This is a genomic window from Arthrobacter sp. Ha26 (assembly GCF_059091705.1).
In genome coordinates, this window is record NZ_JBNHGX010000009.1 from 115,262 (window position 1) to 138,402 (window position 23,141).

Here is a 23,141-nt window from a genome sequence, read left to right on the forward strand (position 1 = left end):
GCAGCATTCTCTCCACCGAACGCGGTGACCCATACTACGAAGGAATGGTGGTCGGTCTCGGCGCACTCGGAATCGTCACCCGCCTACCCTCGATATTTGAACCGAGCCTTCAAGGCAGGCAAAGGGTCTATGAAAATCTCCAATGAGACCAGGTCCTGCACAACATCGACGAAGTCATGGCAGCGGCGTACAGCGTGACCCTCTTTACAAACTGGAGCGGTACAACCGTCCAACAAGCATGGTGTAAAAGCCGCGACATCCACGACTCCCCCGGGCTGGGAATATCCCGGTTCTGAGGTGGCACCTCGGGCTCCCGGGCCCGTGGTCAAACCGACTTGCGCACTTCACGATGGGATTCACCCCGAGCCCTCTAATCGGCCCTACATTCGGCTTCAGCAAGTAACACCAGGAGCTTCACGAAAGGACAACTAACATGACCACCGCAAAGCCCCTGCGGGTCGGCATGGTGGGCTACGCCTTTATGGGTGCCGCCCACTCCCACGCCTGGCGTACGGCTCCACGGTTCTTTGACCTGCCGCTGCAGCCCCAGCTCACCGCGGTCGCCGGCCGGAACGCTGACGCCGCCAAGGCAGCCGCGGACAAGCTTGGCTGGGAATCGGTTGAGACGGACTGGCGCCGCCTGATCGAGCGTGACGATATCGACCTGATCGATATCTGCACCCCCGGTAACACCCACGCCGAGATCGCGATCGCCGCACTGGAGGCCGGCAAGCACGTGCTGTGCGAGAAGCCGCTGGCGAACTCCGTGGAGGAGGCCGAGCGGATGACCCTCGCTGCGGAGACCGCCGCCAAGCAGGGAGTCATGTCCATGTGCGGCTTCAGCTACCGCCGCACCCCGGCGCTGGCGCTGGCCAAACGGTTCGTGGAGCAGGGCAGGCTGGGCGAGATCCGCCACGTCCGGGCGCAGTACCTACAGGACTGGCTCTCCGACGCCAACGCCCCCATGACCTGGCGGCTGGACAAGAGCAAGTCCGGGTCCGGGTCCCTCGGCGACATCGGCGCGCACAGCATCGACGCCGCCCAGTGGGTGGCCGGCCAGAGCATCACCGGCGTCTCGGCGCTGCTCGAAACGTTCGTTCCGGAGCGCCCGCTGGCCGGCGCCCTTGTGGGCCTGGGCGGCCACGGCGACCTCAGCGGCGACGCACCCCGCGGAAAGGTCACCGTGGATGACGCCGCCATCTTCAGCGCAAAGTTCGACGGCGGCGCTGCTTCCACTGGTGCGGTCGGCGTCTTTGAAGCCACGCGGTACGCGGTGGGCCGGAAGAACGCCATGCGCCTGGAACTGAACGGCACCAAAGGCTCCCTCGCCTTCGATTTTGAGGACATGAACGTCCTGTCCTTCTATGACGCAGCGGAGTCCCCGGACGCCGGCTTCCGGCGGATCTTCGTCACCGAACCGGAGCACCCGTACGTCGGCAACTGGTGGCCCACCGGCCACGGCCTGGGCTACGAGCACGGCTTCACCCACCAGGTGGTGGACCTGGTCACCGCAATCGGAGAGGGCCGTCAGCCGGAACCGTCCTTCGCGGACGCCCTGCAGGTCCAGCGGGTCCTGGCCGCCGTGGAGGCCAGCGCCGCCAACTCCAGCCAGTGGCAGAAGGTCTAGGAACGTGAACACAGGAGAAGGAACGCCATGACACGACCAATCACGCTTTTCACCGGACAGTGGGCCGACCTGCCGTTCGAGGAGGTGGCCCGGCTCGCCGGCGAGTGGGGCTTCGACGGGCTCGAGATCGCCTGCTGGGGCGACCACCTGGACCCGCGCCGGGCGGCGGAGGACGACAACTACCTCCAGGGCCGGCTGGACATCCTGGAGAAGAACCACCTGAACGTCTTCACCATCGCCAACCACCTCACCGGGCAGGCCGTGTGCGATGACCCCATCGATGAACGCCACCAGGGCATCCTGTCCGCGGAGATCTGGGGCGACGGCGACCCCGAAGGTGTGCGCAGCCGGGCCCGCGGAGTCCATGAAGGACACAGCACGGGCCGCCGGGCGCCTGGGCGTCAAGACAGTGACAGGGTCCACCGGATCCTCCATCTGGAAGGCGGTGGCCATGTTCCCGCCTGCCTCCGAGGCAATGATCGACGCCGGCTACCAGGACTTCGCGGACCGCTGGAACCCCATTCTGGATGTCTTCGACGAGGTGGGGGTCCGTTTCGCCCTGGAGGTGCACCCGTCCGAAATCGCCTACGACTACTGGACCGCCAAGCGGACCCTGGAAGCCATCGGGCACCGCAAGAGCTTCGGACTGAACTTCGACCCGTCCCACTTCATCTGGCAGGACCTGGACCCGGTGATGTTCCTGCAGGACCTCGCAGAACATATCCTCCACGTCCACGTGAAGGAATCCGTCCGCCAGCTCGACGGCCGCAACGGGCGGCTGGGCTCCCACCTGGCCTGGGCGGATCCCCGGCGCGGCTGGGACTTCGTCACCGCGGGGCACGGGGACGTGCAGTGGAACCGAATCTTCCGGACCCTAAACGCCATTGGCTACGACGGCCCCACCAGCATCGAGTGGGAGGACGCCGGCATGGACAGGCTGGTCGGCGCGCCGCAGGCGCTGGCCATGGTCAAGGAACTTGCCCGGATCGCCCCGCCTGCAGCCGCTTTCGACGCCGCCTTCTCCAGCCGCTGACCCACACTTTCCGGTCCTCACAGGCCGGCAGCCAAACAAAAGGAAACCCCGACATGACAGAACACAAGAATGCCCTGGCGGTCCGCGGCGGCTGGGACGGCCACCAGCCCTACGAGGCCACCGAGCTCTTCATCCCCTACCTCAAGGACAACGGCTACGACGTCCGCGTCGAGGAATCCCCCAAGGTCTACGCCGACGCCGAATACATGGCTGGCGTGGACCTGATCATGCAGTGCATGACCATGACCACCATCGAAAAGGACGAGTTCGCCGGGCTGCGCGCCGCCGTCGAAAACGGCACCGGCCTGGCCGGCTGGCACGGCGGCATCGCCGATTCCTACCGCAACAACTCGGACTACCTGCACCTGGTCGGCGGCCAGTTTGCCTGCCATCCCGGCAAGCATCCGGACGAGTGCGCCGGCGAGCAGTCGGACAACTATGTGCCCTACACGGTCACCATGCTCCCCGCCGCCGCCGAGCACCCCATCACCAAGGGCATTAAGGACTTCGACCTGGTCACCGAGCAGTACTGGGTGCTCTCCGACGACTACATCGACGTCCTGGCCACCACCACCCAGAAGGTCCGGGAGTGGGACCCCTGGAACCGCGAAGTCACCTCACCGGCCATCTGGACCCGCCAGTGGGGCAAAGGCCGCATCTTCGTCGCAACCCCCGGCCACCGGGTCGAAATCCTCCAAGACACCAACGTCCGCACCATCATCGAAAGGGGCCTGCTGTGGGCAAGCCGTTGAAAGTCGGAATCATTGGCTGCGGAGCCATCATCGCGCAGTACCTGGCGAACTTCCGCAAACTCGGGCAGATTGACCTGGTGGCTGTGGCGGACCTGGACCCCGCACGCGCCCAGGCCGTGGCGGATGACTACGAAGGCGTCCGCGCCATCTCCGTCGAGGAACTCCTCGCCGCGGACGACATCGAACTTGTCCTGAACCTGACCATCCCCGCCGCGCACGCCGAGGTGGCGCTGAAGGCCATCGCAGCCGGCAAGAGCGTCTACGGCGAGAAGCCCCTCGCCGCCACCACTGCCGAGGCACGCCAGGTTCTGGACGCGGCACGCGGGGCGGGCGTCGCCGTCGGCTGTGCGCCGGACACTGTACTGGGGACCGGCATCCAGACCGCGCGCAAGGCGATCGATGACGGACTGATCGGCGCGCCGATCTCCGCCTCCGCCACGATGGTGACCCCGGGCCATGAGCGGTGGCACCCGAACCCGGACTTCTACTACCAGCCGGGCGGCGGCCCACTCCTGGACATGGGCCCGTACTACGTGACCGCCCTGGTCACCCTGCTGGGCCCCGTCGTCTCAGTCGTCGGGGCCACCAGCCACACCCGCGATGAACGCACTATCGGTTCCGGACCACGCCAGGGCGGGAAGGTCCCCGTTGACATCGATTCACATGTCACCGGTGTCCTGGTGCACGCCTCCGGCGCGCTCTCCACCCTTTTCATGAGCTTCGACGCCGTGAAATCCAAGTCACCGAACATCGAGATCCACGGGGAACGCGGATCACTGGTTGTGCCGGACCCGAACCACTTTGCCGGCGACGTCCAGCTGTTTACCCTCGGAGCCGAGGACTGGGAAACCCTTCCGGCGTCAGCCGGCTACGTCGACTCCGGGCGCGGCTTCGGCATCGCCGACCTCGCCTCCACGCCGGAGGGCACCGAGCCCCGTGCCGGCGGAGCGATGGCCTACCACGCCCTGGACGTCATGGAATCAGTCCTCGAATCAGCCCAAAGTGGCACGGCAGTGGCCATCCGCAGCACCGCGGAGCGGCCGGAGTGCGTGGAGCTGACCGTACTGACTGACGACCTAAGTACACCCCAACCTGACGTCAGGTGTTGGTCCGGGCCGCGTCAGGAATGAGTTCTTTGCACATATACCGGACACCTCGTCGTGGCGGTCCTAGATCTCAAACTGACAGTCGCAGATGAACCGATGAACCTAACCCGGGGCCCAAGCCGGGCACCCTAGAGCCGCTGCTCAAACACCGTCAGCTGCAGCCGGACGGTCCCCGAGGAAGGGCCGACGGCGGCACTCGCGCCAGTGCCGCCGTCGTCCAAGCCAACAAGGCGGCGCTGTGCAGCCAGCAACCACCGCCGAAGCCACGCATCAAGACGGTCCCCGCTCATGATGCCCGGACCGCCCCTGCAGCCTCCTCAGCGGTACGCACCGGCGCTTCCAAGCCAAGGTTTTCGCGGAGGGTACTGCCGCGGTACTCCGTCGGGTACACGCCGCGCTCCTGCAGTTCGGGCACCAGGTGGTTCACGATGTCGTCCAGGCCCGTAGGAATCAGCCACGGCGAGATGTTGAAGCCGTCCACCGCGCCCACCCGGGCGTACTCCGCCAACTGGTCCGCCACCGCCGTGTAGGAACCGGTAAAGGTGGCGTCCACGCGGGCGGTCCGGGAGGTGACGAACTGGCGGATGGACAAGCCCTTGTCCTTGGCCTCGGCCCGCCACTGGTCGGCCAGCTGCCGGGCCTTGGCACCGTGGAAGCCGCTGCCCCGCGTCTCCGACGTCTCCTCCACCACCGGATCGATCTCCGGAAGCGGCCCGTCCGGGTCGTACTCAGACAGCTCACGGCCCCAGAACTGCTCCAGATAAGCCACCGCCTGCTGCGGACCGATCTGCAGGCCCCGCACCCACTCCTTCTTCTCCAGGGCCTCCAAGGCAGTCGGCGCCAGGATGAACTCGCTGGCCGGCATGATCTGCAGAGCATTCGCCTCGCGACCGGCCGCTACCGATCGCGCCACCAGGTCCTTCCGGAACTCCACAGCATCGCCGAATTTGGGATGGGCGGAGAAGATGACGTCCGCCTGGCGGGCGGCAAAATCACGGCCCTCCGGGGAATCACCGGCCTGGAACAGCACGGGCCGGTACTGCGCACTGCGCGGCAGGCGCGGGGTAACGTCCACCGTGTAGTGCTGCCCTTCATGTAGCACAGGCCTGGCCGGTCCAGCAGGAGTCTCCCAGGAATCCCAGATCCGCTTCGCCGTCTCCACAAACGCTTCTGCATGCTTATAGCGGTCAGCATGGTCCAGGTACCCTCCGCGCCGGAAGTTCGCGCCGGTCCAGGCATTGTCCGTGGTCACGATGTTCCACGCCGCACGGCCACCTGAGATCAAATCAAGGGAGGCGAGCCGGTGTGCCAGGTCTGCGGGATCGTTGTATGTGGTGTTCTGGGTGGCCACCAGTCCGATGTTTTTAGTCACCGAGGCGAGCGCGGCCAGCATGGTCTGCGCGTCCGGCCGGCCCACCACGTCCAGCGCATGCGGACGGCCCAGGTGTTCGCGCAGGCGGAGCCCCTCGCCCAGGAAGAACGCCGCGAACAGCCCGCGCTCCGCCGTCTGCGCGATGCGGCGGAAGGATTCGAAGTCGGTCTGGGACCCGGATTCGGCCGCCTTCCAGATAGTGCCGGAGTTGACGCCCTGGAAGAAAACGCCGAACTGGATCTTGCCCGACGGCACAAAAACGTCGGATTTAGCACGGCTGTGCTGTGTCATTGCGAATCCCCTTATTTTCCGGCGGCAGCGGCCGCTGAGTCTGCGTAGCGGCTCGCCGGGCGGGTCAGGCCCAGCAGGTCGCGGAAGGTGCCGTCCTGCACCGGCGCCCGGAGTGCACCCCTGCGCCGCAGCTCCGGCAGCACCAGCCGGGAAAGTTCATCCAGCTCCGGGGCGAGCGACGCCGGGTGGAGACGCACGCCGTCGGCCTCGGCCAGCAAAGACTCCAGCAAGTCCGTGAGCCCGGCGGAAGAACCGGCATACCGTGCGCGGTCACCTTGGAAGTCCGCCGGACGCCCGGCTGCCGCCTGCCCGCGGGAGTCAAGGACGACGTCGAGCTCGGCGATGACCGCCACCCCCAGCCGTTCCCGCACATCCCTCACGTCGGCGGCGAGCAGCTCAGGTGTCGGAGCAGAAACGAGCACAGCATCAACGGCATCCGCCGGAACCTGCCCCGGGCCCACCAGGGACGCAGCGGCCAGCACCGGCAGCTGCCCCTGCGGCGTCCTCGGGATGATGGACGGGCCCTTCACCGAGTAGGCAGGCCCGGCGAAGTCGCCCGGAGTTGCAAAGTCAACGTAGTGCAGCTTGTCCGCATCGATGTACCGGCCAGTGGCCACGTCCCGGATCACGGCGTCGTCCTCCCAGGAATCCCACAGCCGGCGCGACACCTCGATGGACGCCGCTGCTTCCTGCCCCAGTCCCCTGCCACTCACGGCAGAACGTCCGACGGCGGCAGCCGCTTCAGGTGATTCCACTGCGGTGGCGATCCACCCGGCCCGGCCGCAGGAGACATAGTCAAGCGTGGCCAGTTGGGTGGAGACGTGGAACGGCTCGGTGTAGACGGTGTCCACCTCGGGAACCAGGGCAATCGTGCGGGTGACCGGCCCGGCATAAGCCGCACGCTGCAAGGCGTTCGTGCGGCCCGGACCGGGTGCATCGGTGAAGGTGGCTGCGTGGAACCCGGCGGATTCAGCGGCAAGGACGGCTTCGCCGAGGCTCGCGAAGTCGCCACCGTCCCACCCTGCTCCGTCGAGTTCGACGGCCAGGAAACCTGCCCGGCCTGTGAAAGGAGTGCTCACTGCTGGTCCTGACGTTCGTAGGGGATTTTCTCGCCGGCTTCAATGGCCACCGGCAGCCGGTTTTCGGCCGGCGGCAGCGGGCAGGTGGCGAGGTCCGTGTAGGCGCAGGGCAGGTTGACCGCCCGGTTGAAGTCGAGCTCCACGGACCCGTCCGCAGCGGGCACCACGGATAGCGAGCGGTTGGCGGAATAGGTGGTCTTGCCGGACGTCCGGTCCGTGAACAGTACGGACAGCGACCCGGAGGTGTGGCCGTTGAACGCCGTTAACGCCAATTCCTGGCCGGCCAGCTTGAAGCGGATCTCACCTGGTGCTTCATAGACGTGCTGGATGCCTTCGACGGCGGCACCCACCGTAGTAGGGCGTGGCGCCTCGAACGGCACATAGGTTCCCCTGACGGCGTAGGCGGCATCCGGCGAATAGGCCGGCGTCCCTTGGTAGCCGCGCAGCAGCCCGTTCTCCGGATTGCGCGGCCGCACAATGTACTCACCGCCGCGCTTAGCCACCTCGATGACGGTCCCGCCGGAGACGAGGTTGATGCCCCCGCGCTCCTCGATGGGGCCGAGCGTGGCAGCAGTGCCGGCTTCCGAGTTCAGCTCCTTGCCGTCCCGCTGCAGGCTTTCGCCCGGCTCGAGCACTACGCGCACGACGTCGGCCTCCACACTCCAGGTGCCGGGGGCACCTTCCAGCCGGGTGGCTTCGCTGCCCAGCCAGTGCAGGTGGGTCACCGCCAGGAAGCCGTGCGGGTGCGCACGGTGGCGTTCATGGGCAGCGTGCCATTCCTGCCAGTCGGCTTCGAAGGCTTCGAGTGCGGTTTCAGTGTGCGTTGCGTTCATGATGCCTTTCCTGACTGCGTCGGCGTGGCCGTGGCCTGCGCGGCGGCGAAACTTTCCTCGGTGATGGTCTTGGATACCGGCAAGGCTTCCTCGGACAGGCCCCAGCGCTCCAGCACCTTGGCGTACGAGCCGTCCTTGATGGCCGAGTTCAGTGCTTCGGTGATCACCGGCGCCAGGCCATTGCCGCGCAGGGTAGTGGCGGCCACCAGGGTTTCGGACGGCCAGCCGGCATTGACCTTGCCCACCACCTTCAGGTCGTCGCGGGTGTTCTCCCGGTACACGGTGGACGGATAAGGCGCGATGTTCAGGTCGGTGCGCCCGGAGGACAACGCCAGGATGGTGTCCGCATCGGAGGAGTAGTACTGCAGGGTGGCTGGCGGCTTGCCCTTGGCTTCGAGCTCCTTGTTCCACGCCAGCAGGATCTTTTCCTGGTTGGTTCCGGACCCTACGGATACTTTCAGCCCGGAGATGTCATCCGCGCCCTTGATGTCGTAGCTGGCCGACTTCTTGGCTTCGAAGCCCATGAACGCTGCCCGGTAGCTGGCAAAGTCGAACAGTTTCACCCGGTCCTTGTTGACGCCCACATTGGAGAACACAGCCTCGAAGTCGCCGGACTGTGTCTTCAGCGGCCAGTTCTCCCAGGACGTGACCTGGACGTCCAGCTCCAGCCCCAGCTTGTCCGCGACGAGCTGGGCGATATCCAGCTCGGACCCGATAGGCGTCTTGTCATCGGTGGCGTGAAAGGACAGCGGGATGGAACCGGCCGTGGTGGCCACCGTCAGCTTGCCGTCCTTGCCGATCAGCTCAGGAACCTTGGCGGCGAGCGCCGCATCCTTCCCTGCGTGGATGCGCTGCTGGTCCGGCGAGGTGTTGTAGACGACGCCGTTGCGTGCCGCCGTCGTCTGCGCCCCTCCCGTGGCGGAACCGGCGGCATTGGCCCCGGGATCTGCGCAGCCTGCGAGCGCGGCAGTGCCAAGAAGTACGACGGCGGGCAGCGCGGTGCGGGAGCGCAGGCGCCTCGGGTGGCGGGAAGGGCCGGTGGGATGTGCCATGGGAAATCCTTTAGATGTTGAAGGCCGGCTCGAGCACTTTGGAGAAAAAGCTCCGGGTGCGCGGTTCCTGCGGGTTGCTGAAAATCTGTTGCGGGGTGCCCTGTTCCACGATCTGGCCCTGGTCCATAAACACCACGGTGTCCGCCACGTCGCGGGCGAAGCCCATCTCGTGGGTGACGATGATCAGCGTGGTGCCGGATTTCGCGAGTTCGCGGATGACGTCCAGCACTTCGTTGACCAGCTCCGGGTCAAGGGCCGAGGTGGGTTCGTCGAACAGCAGGATCTTGGGGTCCAGTGCCAGGGCCCGGGCGATGGCCACCCGCTGCTGCTGGCCGCCGGAGAGCTGGCGCGGGTAGGCGTCCGCCCGGTCCTTCAAGCCCACGCGGTCCAGGAGTTCCAGGCCGCGGCGCCGTGCTTCCTCTTTGGAACGCCTCGCTTTTCCGGGACGCTGTGCGACGACGGGGGCTTCGGCCACGTTTTCCAGTGCGGTGAGGTGCGGGAACAGGTTGAAGTTCTGGAACACCATGCCGATTTCGGTGCGCTGCTTGAGGATGTCCTTTTCGCGCAGCTCGTGCAGCCGGTGGCCGCGGACTTCGTAGCCCACCAGCGTGCCGTCGATGGAGATGTAGCCGCCGTCAACCTTTTCCAGGTGGTTGATGGTGCGCAGCAGGGTGGACTTGCCGGATCCTGAGGGGCCCACGATCACGGCCACCCCGCCCGGTTCGACAGTGAGGCTGACGCCTTTGAGGACCTCGGTGGCACCGAAGGACTTATGGACCTTGGTGATTTCCACCAGGCCGCGGGTTGAGGGAGACGATGTGGCAGGCGGGGTGGCGCGAGCCCGTGTTCCGGCAGTGCTTGGGCGTGCTTCGGCGGCAGGGGTGGCGGTGCTCATCGGGCGTTCCTTGCGTTCGCGGCCACGGCGTGCGTGGCGAAGAATGCGCGGGCCTTCTGCAGGGGCGTCAACGGCAGGTTGCGCACGGCCCCCTTGGAGTAGTGGCGTTCGATGTAGTACTGGAAAACGCTGAGCACGGACGTGATCACCACGTACCAGAGGGTTGCCACCAGCAGCAGCGGCAGGACCTGTTGGGTGCGGTTGTAGATGACCTGCACGGTGTAGAACAGTTCGGAGTAGGCCAGGACGTACACAATGGACGTGCCCTTCACCAGCCCGATGATCTCGTTGAACGCCGTGGGCAGGATGGCCCGCATGGCCTGCGGCAGGACGATCCGTGTGGACCTGCGCCAGGCCGGGATGCCCAGGGCGGCCGCGGCTTCGAGCTGGCCCTGGTCCACCGAGAGGATGCCGCCGCGGATGATTTCGGCGGAGTAGGCTGCCTGGTTCAGGGTCAGGCCCAGCACTGCCGCCGCAAACTGGCTGATCAGGGTGGTGGTCTGCACCTCGAAGAACCGGACGTCAGTGAACGGGATGCCCAGGGATATTTTTTCGTAGAGGTAGCCCAGGTTGTACCAGAGCAGCATCTGGACGAGCAGCGGCGTGGACCGGAAAATCCAGGAGAAGGTCCAGGACACCGAGACCAGCAGCGGCGACGCAGAGAGCCGCATCAGCGCCAGGATGAAACCGAGCACGAAGCCAAGAATCCCTGAAATAGCGGTCAGCTTCAGGGTCTCCAGCAAACCGTTGACAACGGACTGCGCTGTGAACCACTGCGCCACAACACCCCATTCCCAGCGGGGGTTGGTGGCAAGGGACCAGGCTACGGCCAGCACGCCCACAGCCACAACTGCTGTGCCCACCCAGCGCCAGGGATGCTTCGCGGCCACCACCCGGTAGGCGGAGTAATCCGTGGCCACCCGTGCGCCACCGTCTGTCGGCGGGACGCTGCCCGGTCCGGAAGCAGACGTCCGGGCAGGAACAGTCTTTGGCGCAACCGCCCTTTGACCAACGGTGCCCGCATCGGTGCCCGCAGCATCGGCCGCGAGGGGGACGGGCCCCGCAGCGCCGGCGTCCGGTGCCGCGCCGGCAGCTGATTGTGCTGACGTTGTTGACTGCGCCGCCGTAGTTGCTGCTGAACTCATGCGCCACCTCGCTTCTCTCATTGGGCCGGGACTCTTTGGCCCGGTTGCTGGCTGCAAATCTAGGACCGGGCGCAAGGGCCAGCAAGGCGGCAGGTTGCATAAGTTCACCGGAGTTCGCACAGCGTCATGAGTCGGTTTTTTGCCTCTGTTGACGGGATGTGACGCGGAGTTAACGGCCATGACCAGGCGCTCGACCGCCGTCGGAACCGCTGCCTAGCATGGGCACTCCAGCCGCCCGTTGACACCGCCATCAGGAGAACCCATGCCCGCGAAAATCCCAGCCGTCGTGTTCGTCGGCGGCGGGCCCCGCACGGCCGGGTTGCTTGAGCGGATTGCGGCCAACCGTTCCGGGCTCTTCAGCGGGCCGCTGGAGATCCACGTCGTCGAGCCGCACGTTCCCGGCTCCGGCCGCATCTGGCGCTATGACCAGCACCCCGGCCTGCTGCTGAATTCCACGGCGGCGGACATCACCATGTTCACGGATACTTCGGTGGCCTGCGAGGGCCCCACCCGCCAGGGCCCGGGCCTGGCCGAATGGGCTGCCGGCGTGGTGGACGGGTCCATCACGGACGTCCCGGATTTTCCGAGAACCCTGCGCGAACAGCTGCGGTCGCTCACCGGCGCCACCTTCCCCACCCGCCAGCTCCAGAGCCAATACCTGGAGTGGTTCTTTCGGCGGGCAGCCCGGTCACTGGGCAACGTCACTGTCCACCGGACCACGGCGGTAGCCGTCCGTCAGGTCCCTGAGCCCGCAGCTGCCGGGGGTCCTGCCTCCTACCTCGTGGAGCTGGCCAACGGCCGGACCCTGCGGGCCGACGTCGTGGTCACTGCCCTGGGACATACGGACTCCCGTCCGGACGCCGCCTCTGCCGCCTGGGCAGGCTTCGCCGCCCGGCACCGCGGCTACCACGCGGCGCCCAACTACACCACCGACGTCGACTACTCACCCATTGCCCCGGGCCAGGACGTCATTGTTGCCGGCATGGGCCTGGCCTTCGTTGACCTCCTGGTCCTCCTGATGGAGGGACGCGGCGGCCGGTTCGTCGAAACGCCCGACGGCGGCCTCCGGTACGTTGCGTCGGGAAGGGAACCCAGGCTGTGGGCGGGTTCGCGCCGGGGAGTGCCGTACCACTCGAAGATTTCAGCAACGCTACGGGGTGAGGCGCCGGGGCCGCTGCGGTTCTTTACCGCCACTGCCGTAGAAGCACTGCTGGCGAGGCACGGGGAACTGGATTTCCGCCGGGACCTGTGGCCTTTGATCGCGAAGGAAACCGGATACGGCTACTACTGCGAGCTGCTGACCGGCAGCCCCGCCCGGGCCACAATGGCCTGGAACGACTTCGCCCACCGGTACACCGGCCTGGACTGGTACAGCCCGGCCCGGGAAGAACTGGTGGCCGCCGCCGTTCCCGACGCCGCCCTGCACCTTGACCTGGAGCGGCTGGACCGCCCCTTCGGTGGCCGCCGCTTTGCCGGCCACCAGGAGCTGCAGGATGCGGTGGTTGGCTACATCGAGCACGATCTTGCCCTCCGGGACAGCGGCGACCACCCCGAGACGCTCGCCCTTTTCCTTGCCCTGCTGCACGTCTACATGGAGGTGGGCCGCGTGGTCCCGCTGGAGCGCCTCAACGCCCGGTCGCAGCAGACGGTCCACGGGTGGTGGCACGGGTTCTTCAGCTTCGTGGACTCGGGCCCGCCGCCGCACCGCCTCCGCCAGATGCTGGCCCTGCACCGTGCCGGGCTGCTGCAGTTCCTCGGCCCGGACCTCGAGGTGGCCGCGGATGAGTCCACGGGCCTGTTCCACGGCAGCTCGCCACGGTCCGGGACGTCGGTGGCAGCCAAGGCCCTGATCGAAGCCCGACTCCCCTCGCCCTCGGTGGCGCAGTCCGCCAACCCGCTGCTTGAGTCCCTGCACACGACAGGCCTGGGAGCTGAGCAGCAATTGCTGACCGCCGACGGGATCCACTCCACGGGCAAGCTCCTGGTCACGGCCGGGCACCAGCTCATGAACGCCGAAGGGGTGCCACAGCCCGGACTGTTCGGCGTCGGGCCGGGCACCTCCGGCTGGGGTGCGGGTGCGTTCGCCCGTCCGGGCACCAACGCCGCTCCCTTCCGCGAGAACGACGCCCTGGCCCGGAGCATCCTCACCGCTGCCCGCGGCTTGGCTGGTCCCTCGCCTGCCGCACTACCAACAGAAGCCGCACTGCCCACAGAACCAGCCGCCGTCGGAAAGAATTGAACCGTGACAGCAGAACCAGACCTCATGCGCCAGCCTTTTGATTCTGTGGGCCGGCCGCCCGGCATCGTGCGCCGGCCGCTGGATCCGGCCGCGTTGGAAGTCCTCACCCTTCCCATGCACGATCCCCGGGTCCGGCCGCTGCTGGACGAACTCGCCGTCGAGTACGACACCCGCTACGGGGACCTGTTCGGCCGGAAGGCGGCGGCAGAGGAACTCAACCGTTATCCCGCCGAAGAGTTTGCGGGACCCGGCGGAGCACTGCTGATGATCCAGGAGAACGGCGAATCCATCGCCGGCGGAGCCTTCCGCCGCTACGACGCCGCCACCGCCGAGCTGAAGCGGATCTGGACCCATTCCGCCCACCGCCGCCGTGGCCTGGCCAGGCTTGTGCTGGCCGAGCTGGAAAGCCTGGCAGCCCGTCGGGGCTACAGCGGGCTCTACCTCACCACCGGTCCGCGGCAGCCGGAAGCCAAGCACCTTTACCTCAGCACGGGCTACCAGCCGCAGTTCGATCTGGACGCCGACCCGGAGACGATCAAGTTCCTCGCCTTCACCAAGGAACTTTCCGTACCCCCGGAGAAATGAGTGTGCCCCCGCCCGCAACATGAGGGCCGCGGCTAAGCTGGCCGAATGGCCAACAAAACCACAGCAGAGAAGCTAGCCACCATCCAGAAGGGGTACACGCTGGAAGGGGCCGCCATCGAACTGGGCGCCGCCATCGTGGACGGCGAACTCCACAAGGAGGCGCAGGTCCGCCTGCCGCTGTCCATGATGAACCGGCATGGCCTGGTGGCCGGCGCAACCGGCACCGGCAAAACCGTCACCTTGCACATGATGGCGGAACAGCTGTCCAGCGCCGGCGTCCCCGTCTTCCTCGCGGACATCAAGGGTGACCTGTCCGGGCTCGCCACGGCCGCCGTCGGCAGCGAAAAACTCAAGGCCCGCACTGAAAGCATCGGGCAGGACTGGCAGGGCAGAATCTACCCAGTGGAATTCCTGGCCCTGGGCGGGGACGGCAACGGGGTCCCCGTCCGGGCAACGGTGTCCTCCTTCGGGCCCATCCTGCTCTCGCGCATCATGGAGCTGAACGACACCCAGGAATCAAGCCTTCAGCTGGTGTTTTACTTTGCGGACAAAAACGGCCTGGAACTAATCGACCTCAAAGACCTGCGGGCCGTGATCCAGTTCCTGACCTCGGACGAGGGCAAGGACCAGCTGGAGGAGCTCGGCGGCCTGTCCAAGGCCACCGCGGGCGTCATCCTGCGGGAACTGGTGAACCTTGAAGCCCAGGGTCTCGAGAAGTTTTTTGGTGAACCGGAGTTCGATACAGCCGAGCTGCTGCGCACCGCTCCTGACGGCCGTGGCGTCATCACCTGCCTGGAACTGCCCACCCTGCAGACCAAACCCATGCTGTTCTCCACCTTCCTGATGTGGCTGCTCGCCGACCTGTTCGAGGACCTGCCCGAGGCCGGCGACCTCGACAAGCCCAAGCTGGTGTTCTTCCTCGACGAAGCCCACCTCCTCTTCAACGGTGCGTCAAAGGCGTTCCTGGCGGCGATCACCACCACGGTCCGGCTCATCCGGTCCAAGGGTGTTGGAATCTTCTTCGTCACCCAGACCCCCAAGGACGTGCCGGCCGATGTCCTCGGGCAGCTGGCCAACCGGGTGCAGCATGCCCTCCGCGCGTTCACCCCGGAGGACGCCAAGGCCCTCAAAGCGACAGTGTCCACGTTCCCGGTCAGCGACTACGACCTCGAAGAGACCCTCACCTCGGCAGGCATCGGTGAGGCCGTCATCACGGTCATGAACGAGAAGGGCGCTCCCACCCCCGTAGCCCTCACCCGGCTGCGCGCCCCCGAATCCCTGATGGGGCCCAGCGGGGAGGATCTGGTGCGCAGCACGGTGGCCGGGTCCGCTTTGCTGGGCAAGTACGGCACGGCCGTGGATAACCCGTCGGCCTATGAGAAGCTCACCGGCAAGGCCGCCGCTCCCACCGGACCCGCTGCCTCCGGCCAGCCCACTGTTCCGGGCGCGGGTGCTTCCGACGGCGGTGTTTCCGATTCCGGCGGCGCCTGGGATGTTGATGCCGAGGCTCGGCGCATCGAAGAGGAGATCCTTGGCCGGCCCAGCAGCAGGCCAGCGTCGACGCCGTCCGCCAGGACAAGTGAGCCCCGCCGGGATGAGGCAGCGCAGGGCTCCAGGGCGAGGTCTTCGCGGCCCCAGTCTTCGCGCCAGGATGCCGGTGACGGGATGATGGACGATCTTGGCGGTGTTCTGGGCGGCGCACTCGGAGGCGGGTTGAGGAGCATGGCCCGGTCCATCGGAACCCAGCTGGGACGCGAGCTGCTGCGGGGCGTTTTCGGCACCTCGTCCCGGCGCCGGCGCCGCTGACAGGTACCGCCGGCAGCTGACTCAACTGCCGTCGTCGGGCGCTTGGCAGGTAACGTATTGCTGGTGCAGATGAGTCAAGCGTTGGTGAGGATAGCGGCCGGATGGCTGCTGGGCCTCATGCTTGCCGTGGCCGCTGCCATCGTTGCGGTGAACCTGGTGAACAATACCGTTGCCAGTCCGCAGCAGCCGGTGCGTGAATATCTGGAGGCGCTGAAGAGCGGCGACGGCGGCAGGGCGCTGGGGCTCCTGAAGGCTACGGTGCCGCCCAGCAACGCCGCCATGCTGGACGGCACTGCGCTGCAGACCGCCGCCTCCCGGCTGGCAAATGTCAACATCGGCGAGGCCGAGGAACGCCCGGGCGGCCAGGTTATGGTGCCGATGGAATACACCATTGACGGCAGCCGCCTCCGCACCGAGTTCCAGCTGCAAAAGACCGGTACCGAGTGGATCTTCTTCAATACGTGGGCGTTTGTCCCGTCCCGGCTGCCTACCGTGGACGTGTCAGTGGTCAATTCCCGGGAGGCGACCGTGAACGGCGTGGACGTCAACATGCCCAACGGCCGGAACTCCTTCGCTGTGTTTTACCCGGGCCAGTACGAGGCCAGCGTCAATGGTGAATACTTCTCTGCTCCTGCCACCCGCGCCACCGTGACTGCCCGCGACGCCCCGGTGGCCCCGCTCAACCTGCTGACCCAGGCCACGGACAACTTGAAGAAGGACGTTGCAGCCAAGGTCAAGGAATTTCTGGACGGCTGCGCCGCCCAGGCGGCCAAGGAGCAGAAGCTCCAGCCCGATTGCCCGTTCTATTACGCCAGCAACAACCGGGTCCAGGACGGCAGCATCAAGTGGTCCGTGACGGAGTACCCCAACGTGTCCATCGAACCCTTCGACGGCCGCTGGGTGGTGGCGCCGCTGGACGGCAAAGCCAAGGTGGAGGCCCTCCAGCAGAACCTGTTCACCGGCGCCTGGTATCCGCTGGATGAAGAGGTGGACTTCAGCTTCACCACCCGACTGGACGTCACCGGGGACACCATCAAAGTCACCCCCATCCTGAGCTTCTAGGCCTGTTGCGCCAGACTGGCCCGGTTTTGGCAGCTTGATTACCGGTTTATCCGCTGCTTGGGTCCTAATAGCGTTGATAACTGGGCCGGTTCGGATGCGGCCAGCGTAAGGAGCCCCGGGCAAGGACCTCCCGGACCTGCGCCAGGACTGTTTCGGGCGCGTGCACGACGTCATCATAGAAGAACCTGAGCACCGGAAGGCCCTGCAGAATGGCGGAGTTGTCCCTGCGGCGGTCCTTCTTAAACTGCCGTGCCTCGAGGTGGAAGGCGAGCCCATCGATCTCCACAATGAGGAATCCCTCCAAAAGAAAATCCACGCGCCCGATGCCGTCGATCCACACCTGAGTCTCGGTCAGGATGCCGGCATCCCTGAAGAGCACTCTGGCCAGCGATTCCAGAAGGGAATCGGCGCCGCGCTCCACCTTGGACACCACGTTCCGCGCCCTGCCGCAACGGTTGCCAGGGAGGTGGCGGAACAGAAATGGCAGATCGATGTCTCCCCGGTTGTATGCACACTCCACCATCACCAAAGACTCCAGTTCCGGCAGGCACAGCAAGGCATGGAGCAACACATCGGGAAGGGCTGCAAGAGACCCGTGGCGGGGTGGTTGCGTCAGGGCAAGACGGTGGCTTACACATTTGGCTGTGCTGCGGCCGTTGCTTTGCCAATAATGGGGCTGCGCAGCTTGGCGCAGCTGCCAGAGTCCGTACTTCGGGGCGGCGGACACGCACGTGAGGAGACCACGGGCGCATCCCGCAGCCACCAGGTCCGCATCAGCATCGGACACCGCCAGAAGTCCCCGCTCCAGTCGAACCACTTGGCCGCTCCGGACTGCTCGGCGAAGGTCAGTATCCGTGGCACCTGCGGCCAGCACATCCCGCCTCAGCAGCACTCCCCCGGCTGATTTGAGGATGTCCGTTGGGTCCATTCCCCTAGCGTGTCCGCCTTCACGCGCTTACGGCACTCCTGAGAAGGGCTATGTGGAGAAGCCGGCACCCGGACTGGCCCACTTTTGCCGACCCCGCGACACAAAAGTGGCCCGGTTCCCGCCTATAGGGGTGGAAAACCGGGCCACTTTGGCTAAAGGAAAAGCGGCGGGGTCAGTCCATGCCGCGCAGGTCCAGCACCAGCTCTGTATCGCCGTCGGCCTGGAGCAGCACCGGGATGCCCCAGTCCTGCTGGTACAGGTGGCAGGCAGCGTGGTCCGGGATCTCGCCGTCCTCTGTCTCCGGGCCGTCACACGCCGCAGCACGGGCGGTGATGTGCAGGATGCCCTCAGGCACGTCGGCGGACAGCTCAAGGGTCCGGAGCAGCCCCACCGACGTTCCGCCGCCGGACACCAGCAGCTCGGGCGGCGTGGATGAAATCTTCAGCTGGGTGGGGTCACCCCAGCGGTCATCCAGTTTCTGCCCGGTGGGGGCGGTGAACCGGACCGTGAGTTCCAGGGGGCCCGCGGCTACAGGGCTCTTGGGCCGGTGGGTTTGCGATGCGCCCTCATCCACCTGCTGGGCTTCCTTGGGGATGGGCACGTACACGAGCTGGTGCTGGTTGGCCTCAACCACCACCAGCAGCGGCTCGGAACCGGCCGACTGAGTGTGGTCCACAATCACGTCCGAGGGCTCAAGCAGTCCGCGGGCCAGAGTTGAGACCGCGCCGCTGGAGGGGTCGTACCGGCGGACGGCACCGTTGTAGGTGTCCGCGATCGCCACAGAACCATCCGGCAGGACTGTCACGCCCAAGGGGTGCTGGAGCCGTGCTTCGGCGGCGGCCCCATCCCGGAAGCCGAAGTCGAACAGGCCCTTGCCCACGGCCGACTCCACGGTGACAGCCCCGGCATCGTCAATCACCAGCTTCCGGATGGCCGACGTCTCAGAATCGGCCACCCAGATGTTGCCGTCGGCGTCCTCTGCCAGGCCGGACGGCTGCGCAAACCAGGCCTCGTGGGCGGGACCGTCCAGCAGGCCTTCCAGGCCGTTGCCGGCAACAATGGCAACGGCTCCGGTCAGGGGGTCAAAGCTGAAGATCTGGTGGGTGCCGGCCATGGCAATGACCACGGCGTTGAGCTTCCGGGACCAGACGAGGTCCCACGGCGAGCTCAGGGAGACTTCCAGCGGGTGTTCGCTCAGTCGCCCGGTGAATCCTGCAGCGTCCTCATCAACCCGCGCCGGCCCGGTTTCCAGGAGGCGCTGCACGCCGTTGCCGGCCACCGTGGAAGCCTTGCCGTCCGTCAGCGAAAGGCCGCGGAGGCGGTGGTTTACAGAGTCGGCAATCACGACGTCGTAACCCGCCTTGGCTGCCACATCTTCCGGCAAGAGGACCAGGCCCTGCGGCTCGTTGAACCGGGCCGCGGCGTCGTCACCGGCGGCTGGACCGTCAACATAGCCCTTGGTCCCGGAACCAAAGGTTCCCAGCACGGTCTGGAAGTCGGTGCCCAGTTCCACCAGGCGGTGGTGGCCGGTATCGGTGACCAGCCAGGAACCCTTCCCTGCACCGTTGGAGGCTGCGGCATCTGCCGCACTGCCGGCGTCGTCCGTTCCCTCTGGTGCCGAACCGCGTCCGGCGGGAAGGAACAGCGCCTTGCCCGGGAAGCGCAAGGTGCCGGAGGTGGGCTCAGGCGCCACGTACGGTCCGGAACCGCGGTGCAAGGTGCCCTTGGCTTCGTGCTCGGCGATGAGCTCGGGGATCAGTACAGCGAGCCCGTCCGCGTGCCCTTCGCCGGACAGGTGGGCCACGATGTAGCCCTCGGGGTCGATGACCACCAGGGTGGGCCAGGCACGGGCGGTGTAGGCCTTCCAGGTGTCCAGCTCCGGGTCATCCAGGACCGGGTGGTGGATCTCGTAGCGCTCCACGGCGGCGGCCAACGCTACCGGGTCCGCCTCGTGCTCGAACTTGGGCGAGTGGACGCCGACCGTCACCAGGACGTCCGAGTACTGTTCCTCGAGGGGCCGGAGTTCGTCCAGGACGTGCAGGCAGTTGATGCAGCAGAAGGTCCAGAAGTCCAGCAGCACAATCTTGCCGCGGAGGGCTTCAAGGTCCAGTGATTTGCCGCCGGTGTTCAACCAGTTACGGCCCACCAGTTCGGAGGCTCGGACCCGGAGGTGGGTGCGTACGGTTTCGCTCATCAGCGTCCTTCCAGCTTGTTTCGTTCGGCCAGCCTGGCGTCGCGTTCAGCCAATTTGGCAAACATATCGTTGTAAGCGGTGAGATCGGCGTCGTTATTCCTGTCCGCCGCGCGGTCCACGCGTTTGGTCTCGCGCTGGTCCGAGCGCGACCACATGACGGCCACGCCGATGGCCACCAGGAGTGTGGGCACCTCACCGATGCCCCAGGCCACCGCGCCGCCGGTCTGCTGGTCCAGCAGCGCGGATTGTCCCCACGCACGGCCCAGGTTGCCGAAGTAGTCGGCGGCCAGGAGGTTGGTCCCGCCCATGATGGCCACGCCGAAGAAGGCGTGGAAGCCCATGGTGGCCAGCAGCAGCAGGAGCCGCATGGGGTACGGTGCCCGGCGCGGCAGCGGGTCCGTGCCGATCATGCTCAGGATGAAGATGTATCCCGTGAGCAGGAAGTGCAGGATCATCAGTTCGTGCCCCACGTGCTCCCGCATGGCGAACCCGAACAGGTCCGAGTAGTAGAACAGTACGATCGAGCCGGCAAAGTTGGCGGCGGCGAAGAGCGGGTGCGTGACCACCTGGGAGAACTTGGAGTGTACAAAAACCAGCACCCACTCACGCGGGCCACGGGAGCCGTCGCCGCGGGGAGGCAGCGCCTTAAGGGCGAGGGTCACCGGCGCTCCGAGGACCAGGAAGATGGGCGCCACCATGGTCAGCGCCATGTGGTCCACCATGTGCGCGGAAAACAGCACACGCCCATAGACCGAAGGCGGGCCCGACGTGATGTAGGTGAGCACCAGCAGGCCGATCACCCAGTTCACCGACCGGAACCACTGCCACTTGTCGCCGCGGCGGTAAATCCTGGCGACGCCGAGGAAATAGGACACCAGCCCGAACAGCGCCACCGCGATCCACAGCCAGTCCAGGCGCCACTCGGTGAGCCAGCGTTCGGGCGTCAGCTCCGGGGGCAGTTCATAGCCGCTGAGGATGAAGGCCGGTGAAGCGTCCGGGGCGAACGTCGTGGGCTGGGGTGGCGCCGACCTGCCCAAGGCAACCGCAATACCGGATGTTGCACCCATCACCAGGAGTTCTACCAGGACCAGCTGCCACAGGACCCGTCGTGAGGACAGGATGGAACCCTTGGCTCCCAGCTGCGGGATCACCCACTGGCGGTGCATAAAGCCGATCCCGCCCAGCACCAGGGTGGCGGCGGACTTGGCCAGGATCAGCTGCCCGTACGGGGAACCTGCAAGATCCCCCCAGCTGGTGATCCGAATGCTGGCATTGATGATGCCGGACGCGAAGACCAGCACGAAGGCGAACCCGGCCAGTGAGGAGAACCGGCGGAGCGTTGTTTCCGTGATGTCGGTTGCGGAGCCGGCTTCGGCGGAGGACCTGGCGCCTGCTGTGGTGACTGCTTTGGTGCCTGCTGCGGGGCCCGTCAGGATCCCGGACAGGAGCGCCAGCATGATGATGCCGCCCACCCAGGTGCTGACACCTACGAGGTGCAGTCCAAGGGAGTTGATGGCGCCCTCATGGTCGGACGAGCTTGAGGAGTGTCCGATCAGGGCCGTAGGCACGAGGCCGATGAGGGCCAGAATCAGGGTCAGCGCCAGCCCGCCCAGGGACCGGACGCCGAACAGGGCCGTTGTCACCACGGCGGCAATGATGGTGACGGCGAGCCAGGCCCGGCCCGTCTCAATGTCCGTCATGAAGTAGACCAGGGCCTGGGTGAACTGGGCGTCGCCGGAAATTGCCTGGCCGGCCACGTCACCGTACGTAAGCACCAGGACGGCGATCGCGGACAGCGTCCACACCGCGCCGGCTGCTGCTGCTATGGCAAGGGCCCTGGTGAACGCCGGATGTTCGGCGTCCCCCGTGCCGTCGTGCTGGCCACGGCTGCGCCTGGTGAGGCTCTTCGGGAGGATGCCTACCGCGAAGATAAGGCCACCAATGACCGTGGCCACTGCGACGTTGTGGATCGCCTTGCTGACGGGCAGACCCCAGCGGACAAGTGCTCCCGGATCGGAGACTTCACGCGCGGCAGCCGCACCGGAGAAAAGGAGTGCCGCCACGAGGCCCAGGAAGAGCGCCCCCAGGCCTGCCAGCTGCCATGTCTTTGACACGCCCAGGGTGGCGCTGCCCTGCCCCGGCGCTCCCTTGCCGGAAGTACGGGGGGCTGTTGTGGATTGGGGTTTTGCGGCAGAAGGCACCTATCCATTGTCCGTCACCCATGCCCGGGCCGCGAATCGGCTTAAACGCAAAAGGGACGGCAACCGCGTGGTTGCCGCCCCTGGTCCGCACCGGTTTGATACCGGGAGGAAGAAGCTCTACTTCTTGTTGGAGACAGCAGCCTTCAGCTTGGAGCCGGCGGTCAGCTTGACGCTGTGGCCAGCGGCGATCTGGATGGTCTCGCCCGTCTGGGGGTTACGGCCGGTACGTGCTGCACGGTCGGTGCGCTCGACGGCGAGCCAACCCGGGATGGTGATCTTCTCGCCCGCGGCGACAGAAGTCTCGAAAACCTCGAACAGTGCGTCGAGGACGGAGTTGACGGCTGCCTGGCTGGTGCCGGCCTTGCCCGCTACCTCTGCAACAAGTTCACTACGGTTCTTAGCCATTTATGTCCTCCTGGACGGTCATGATTCTGGAGCCTGAACGCGGCATGCGCACAAGCCACTGTTCGAAAACTTACCAGCTTGGGCCGTCCTGGTCCGCAAATTCCGCGTGTTTCCGGCACTTTTTGAGGTTAATCACCGGAATTTTGAGGTTTTCCACCCCTGCTTGGCACCAAACGGAGTCCCGCCGCATCTTCCGCGGCCACCTTGGCATGGACGCCCCATCAGCACCTACAGCTTTTCCCTGGACGCCCCATCACTTCCCGCAGCTTCTGGACCGACCCTCCATCAGCTCCTGCAGCTTCTCGGCCACGGGTCCAGCAGCCGTGCGGTGATCACGAGTCTGGTTGGGGCCCGACGGCCGTGCTGCCGCTGGCGTGCGCGGAAGGGTTCCCGTTTCGCTGGGGGTGGTGGGTGGTGGGTTTTTGGGCACCGGGGTTTGGGTTGTTAAATGTGGGAGGCCCCAACCTGTGCTGGTTGGGGCCTCGACCTAATGGTTGTCCGGCGGTGACCTACTCTCCCACACCCTCCCGGGTGCA

The 23,141-nt window shown here is 66.3% G+C and carries 18 protein-coding genes and 1 pseudogene; 8 read left to right on the top strand and 11 right to left on the bottom strand.

Features of this window, described 5'->3' with window-relative positions; all coding sequences use genetic code 11:
* Positions 1-433: 433 nt before the first annotated feature.
* From AC5RVY_RS18400 to AC5RVY_RS18415, 4 genes and pseudogenes are all read left to right on the top strand, one after another.
* Positions 434-1,627 carry a Gfo/Idh/MocA family protein gene (locus AC5RVY_RS18400; protein ID WP_493956132.1) on the top strand — a complete coding sequence of 398 codons (1,194 nt, stop codon included), beginning with the start codon at positions 434-436 and terminating at the stop codon, positions 1,625-1,627.
* Between the two features lie 27 nt (positions 1,628-1,654).
* Positions 1,655-2,660 (top strand): annotated as a pseudogene (locus AC5RVY_RS18405) (sugar phosphate isomerase/epimerase family protein).
* Between the two features lie 53 nt (positions 2,661-2,713).
* Complete coding sequence (locus AC5RVY_RS18410) at positions 2,714-3,412, top strand: ThuA domain-containing protein (protein WP_493956133.1); 699 nt, start codon at positions 2,714-2,716, stop codon at positions 3,410-3,412.
* The gene (locus tag AC5RVY_RS18415) at positions 3,397-4,542 is read left to right on the top strand and encodes a Gfo/Idh/MocA family protein (protein ID WP_493956134.1); all 1,146 of its coding nucleotides are present in this window, start codon (positions 3,397-3,399) and stop codon (positions 4,540-4,542) included. Before AC5RVY_RS18410 ends, AC5RVY_RS18415 begins: the two co-directional genes overlap by 16 nt.
* A gap of 104 nt (positions 4,543-4,646) precedes the next feature.
* Here the strand turns inward: AC5RVY_RS18415 and AC5RVY_RS18420 are convergent, their stop codons facing one another.
* The 7 genes from AC5RVY_RS18420 to AC5RVY_RS18450 are packed head-to-tail and all read right to left on the bottom strand — an operon-like array spanning position 4,647 to position 11,185.
* Complete coding sequence (locus AC5RVY_RS18420) at positions 4,647-4,808, bottom strand: hypothetical protein (protein WP_493956135.1); 162 nt, start codon at positions 4,806-4,808, stop codon at positions 4,647-4,649.
* Complete coding sequence (locus AC5RVY_RS18425) at positions 4,805-6,181, bottom strand: NtaA/DmoA family FMN-dependent monooxygenase (protein ID WP_493956136.1); 1,377 nt, start codon at positions 6,179-6,181, stop codon at positions 4,805-4,807. Before AC5RVY_RS18425 ends, AC5RVY_RS18420 begins: the two co-directional genes overlap by 4 nt.
* An 11-nt stretch (positions 6,182-6,192) precedes the next feature.
* Positions 6,193-7,260, bottom strand: coding sequence for an LLM class flavin-dependent oxidoreductase (locus AC5RVY_RS18430; protein WP_493956137.1), 1,068 nt, complete (start codon positions 7,258-7,260; stop codon positions 6,193-6,195).
* Positions 7,257-8,093: a DUF1684 domain-containing protein gene (locus tag AC5RVY_RS18435; protein ID WP_493956138.1), complete on the bottom strand. Its 837-nt coding sequence runs from the start codon at positions 8,091-8,093 to the stop codon at positions 7,257-7,259. The genes AC5RVY_RS18430 and AC5RVY_RS18435 overlap by 4 nt, the downstream gene beginning before the upstream one ends.
* On the bottom strand, positions 8,090-9,145 hold the full coding sequence (locus AC5RVY_RS18440; protein WP_493956139.1) for an ABC transporter substrate-binding protein: 1,056 nt from the start codon (positions 9,143-9,145) through the stop codon (positions 8,090-8,092). Before AC5RVY_RS18440 ends, AC5RVY_RS18435 begins: the two co-directional genes overlap by 4 nt.
* Before the next feature lie 10 nt (positions 9,146-9,155).
* The gene (locus tag AC5RVY_RS18445) at positions 9,156-10,040 is read right to left on the bottom strand and encodes an amino acid ABC transporter ATP-binding protein (protein ID WP_493956140.1); all 885 of its coding nucleotides are present in this window, start codon (positions 10,038-10,040) and stop codon (positions 9,156-9,158) included.
* On the bottom strand, positions 10,037-11,185 hold the full coding sequence (locus AC5RVY_RS18450; protein WP_493956141.1) for an amino acid ABC transporter permease: 1,149 nt from the start codon (positions 11,183-11,185) through the stop codon (positions 10,037-10,039). Before AC5RVY_RS18450 ends, AC5RVY_RS18445 begins: the two co-directional genes overlap by 4 nt.
* Before the next feature lie 262 nt (positions 11,186-11,447).
* Here AC5RVY_RS18450 and AC5RVY_RS18455 point away from each other — a divergent pair, with 262 nt between their 5' ends.
* The 4 genes from AC5RVY_RS18455 to AC5RVY_RS18470 all read left to right on the top strand — a co-directional run bounded on the left by AC5RVY_RS18455 (position 11,448) and on the right by AC5RVY_RS18470 (position 16,877).
* Complete coding sequence (locus AC5RVY_RS18455; RefSeq protein WP_493956142.1) at positions 11,448-13,424, top strand: FAD/NAD(P)-binding protein; 1,977 nt, start codon at positions 11,448-11,450, stop codon at positions 13,422-13,424.
* Positions 13,425-13,538: 114 nt separating this feature from the next.
* Positions 13,539-14,009: a GNAT family N-acetyltransferase gene (locus tag AC5RVY_RS18460; RefSeq protein WP_493956153.1), complete on the top strand. Its 471-nt coding sequence runs from the start codon at positions 13,539-13,541 to the stop codon at positions 14,007-14,009.
* A 45-nt stretch (positions 14,010-14,054) separates the two neighbouring features.
* A complete protein-coding gene (locus tag AC5RVY_RS18465; RefSeq protein WP_493956143.1) occupies positions 14,055-15,815 on the top strand; it encodes a helicase HerA-like domain-containing protein in 1,761 nt (586 codons plus the stop codon).
* A 69-nt stretch (positions 15,816-15,884) separates the two neighbouring features.
* The gene (locus AC5RVY_RS18470; RefSeq protein ID WP_493956154.1) at positions 15,885-16,877 is read left to right on the top strand and encodes a hypothetical protein; all 993 of its coding nucleotides are present in this window, start codon (positions 15,885-15,887) and stop codon (positions 16,875-16,877) included.
* Positions 16,878-16,941: 64 nt separating this feature from the next.
* On the opposite strand, the gene AC5RVY_RS18475 is transcribed toward AC5RVY_RS18470, so the two are convergent.
* The 4 genes from AC5RVY_RS18475 to AC5RVY_RS18490 form a co-directional block, all read right to left on the bottom strand.
* Positions 16,942-17,805, bottom strand: a complete 864-nt coding sequence (locus AC5RVY_RS18475) for a type IV toxin-antitoxin system AbiEi family antitoxin domain-containing protein (RefSeq protein WP_493956144.1) — start codon at positions 17,803-17,805, stop codon at positions 16,942-16,944.
* Positions 17,806-17,977: 172 nt separating this feature from the next.
* The gene (locus tag AC5RVY_RS18480) at positions 17,978-19,999 is read right to left on the bottom strand and encodes an NHL domain-containing thioredoxin family protein (RefSeq protein WP_493956145.1); all 2,022 of its coding nucleotides are present in this window, start codon (positions 19,997-19,999) and stop codon (positions 17,978-17,980) included.
* Entirely contained in the window at positions 19,999-22,200 is a 2,202-nt protein-coding gene (locus tag AC5RVY_RS18485; RefSeq protein ID WP_493956146.1) for a bifunctional copper resistance protein CopD/cytochrome c oxidase assembly protein, read from the bottom strand. The genes AC5RVY_RS18480 and AC5RVY_RS18485 overlap by 1 nt, the downstream gene beginning before the upstream one ends.
* Before the next feature lie 117 nt (positions 22,201-22,317).
* Positions 22,318-22,605 (bottom strand): HU family DNA-binding protein, encoded by a 288-nt coding sequence (locus AC5RVY_RS18490; RefSeq protein WP_009358243.1) that lies wholly within the window; start codon positions 22,603-22,605, stop codon positions 22,318-22,320.
* Between the last annotated feature and the right edge of the window lie 536 nt (positions 22,606-23,141).

Bases quoted from the DNA above. Each gene is read 5' to 3' on its own strand.
- AC5RVY_RS18400 (WP_493956132.1), top strand. From the start codon at position 434: ATGACCACCGCAAAGCCCCTGCGGGTCGGCATGGTGGGCTACGCCTTT.
- AC5RVY_RS18410 (WP_493956133.1), top strand. From the start codon at position 2,714: ATGACAGAACACAAGAATGCCCTGGCGGTCCGCGGCGGCTGGGACGGC.
- AC5RVY_RS18420 (WP_493956135.1), bottom strand. From the start codon at position 4,808: ATGAGCGGGGACCGTCTTGATGCGTGGCTTCGGCGGTGGTTGCTGGCT.
- AC5RVY_RS18425 (WP_493956136.1), bottom strand. From the start codon at position 6,181: ATGACACAGCACAGCCGTGCTAAATCCGACGTTTTTGTGCCGTCGGGC.
- AC5RVY_RS18435 (WP_493956138.1), bottom strand. From the start codon at position 8,093: ATGAACGCAACGCACACTGAAACCGCACTCGAAGCCTTCGAAGCCGAC.
- AC5RVY_RS18440 (WP_493956139.1), bottom strand. From the start codon at position 9,145: ATGGCACATCCCACCGGCCCTTCCCGCCACCCGAGGCGCCTGCGCTCC.
- AC5RVY_RS18445 (WP_493956140.1), bottom strand. From the start codon at position 10,040: ATGAGCACCGCCACCCCTGCCGCCGAAGCACGCCCAAGCACTGCCGGA.
- AC5RVY_RS18450 (WP_493956141.1), bottom strand. From the start codon at position 11,185: ATGAGTTCAGCAGCAACTACGGCGGCGCAGTCAACAACGTCAGCACAA.
- AC5RVY_RS18455 (WP_493956142.1), top strand. From the start codon at position 11,448: ATGCCCGCGAAAATCCCAGCCGTCGTGTTCGTCGGCGGCGGGCCCCGC.
- AC5RVY_RS18460 (WP_493956153.1), top strand. From the start codon at position 13,539: ATGCACGATCCCCGGGTCCGGCCGCTGCTGGACGAACTCGCCGTCGAG.
- AC5RVY_RS18465 (WP_493956143.1), top strand. From the start codon at position 14,055: ATGGCCAACAAAACCACAGCAGAGAAGCTAGCCACCATCCAGAAGGGG.
- AC5RVY_RS18470 (WP_493956154.1), top strand. From the start codon at position 15,885: ATGAGTCAAGCGTTGGTGAGGATAGCGGCCGGATGGCTGCTGGGCCTC.
- AC5RVY_RS18475 (WP_493956144.1), bottom strand. From the start codon at position 17,805: ATGGACCCAACGGACATCCTCAAATCAGCCGGGGGAGTGCTGCTGAGG.
- AC5RVY_RS18480 (WP_493956145.1), bottom strand. From the start codon at position 19,999: ATGAGCGAAACCGTACGCACCCACCTCCGGGTCCGAGCCTCCGAACTG.
- AC5RVY_RS18490 (WP_009358243.1), bottom strand. From the start codon at position 22,605: ATGGCTAAGAACCGTAGTGAACTTGTTGCAGAGGTAGCGGGCAAGGCC.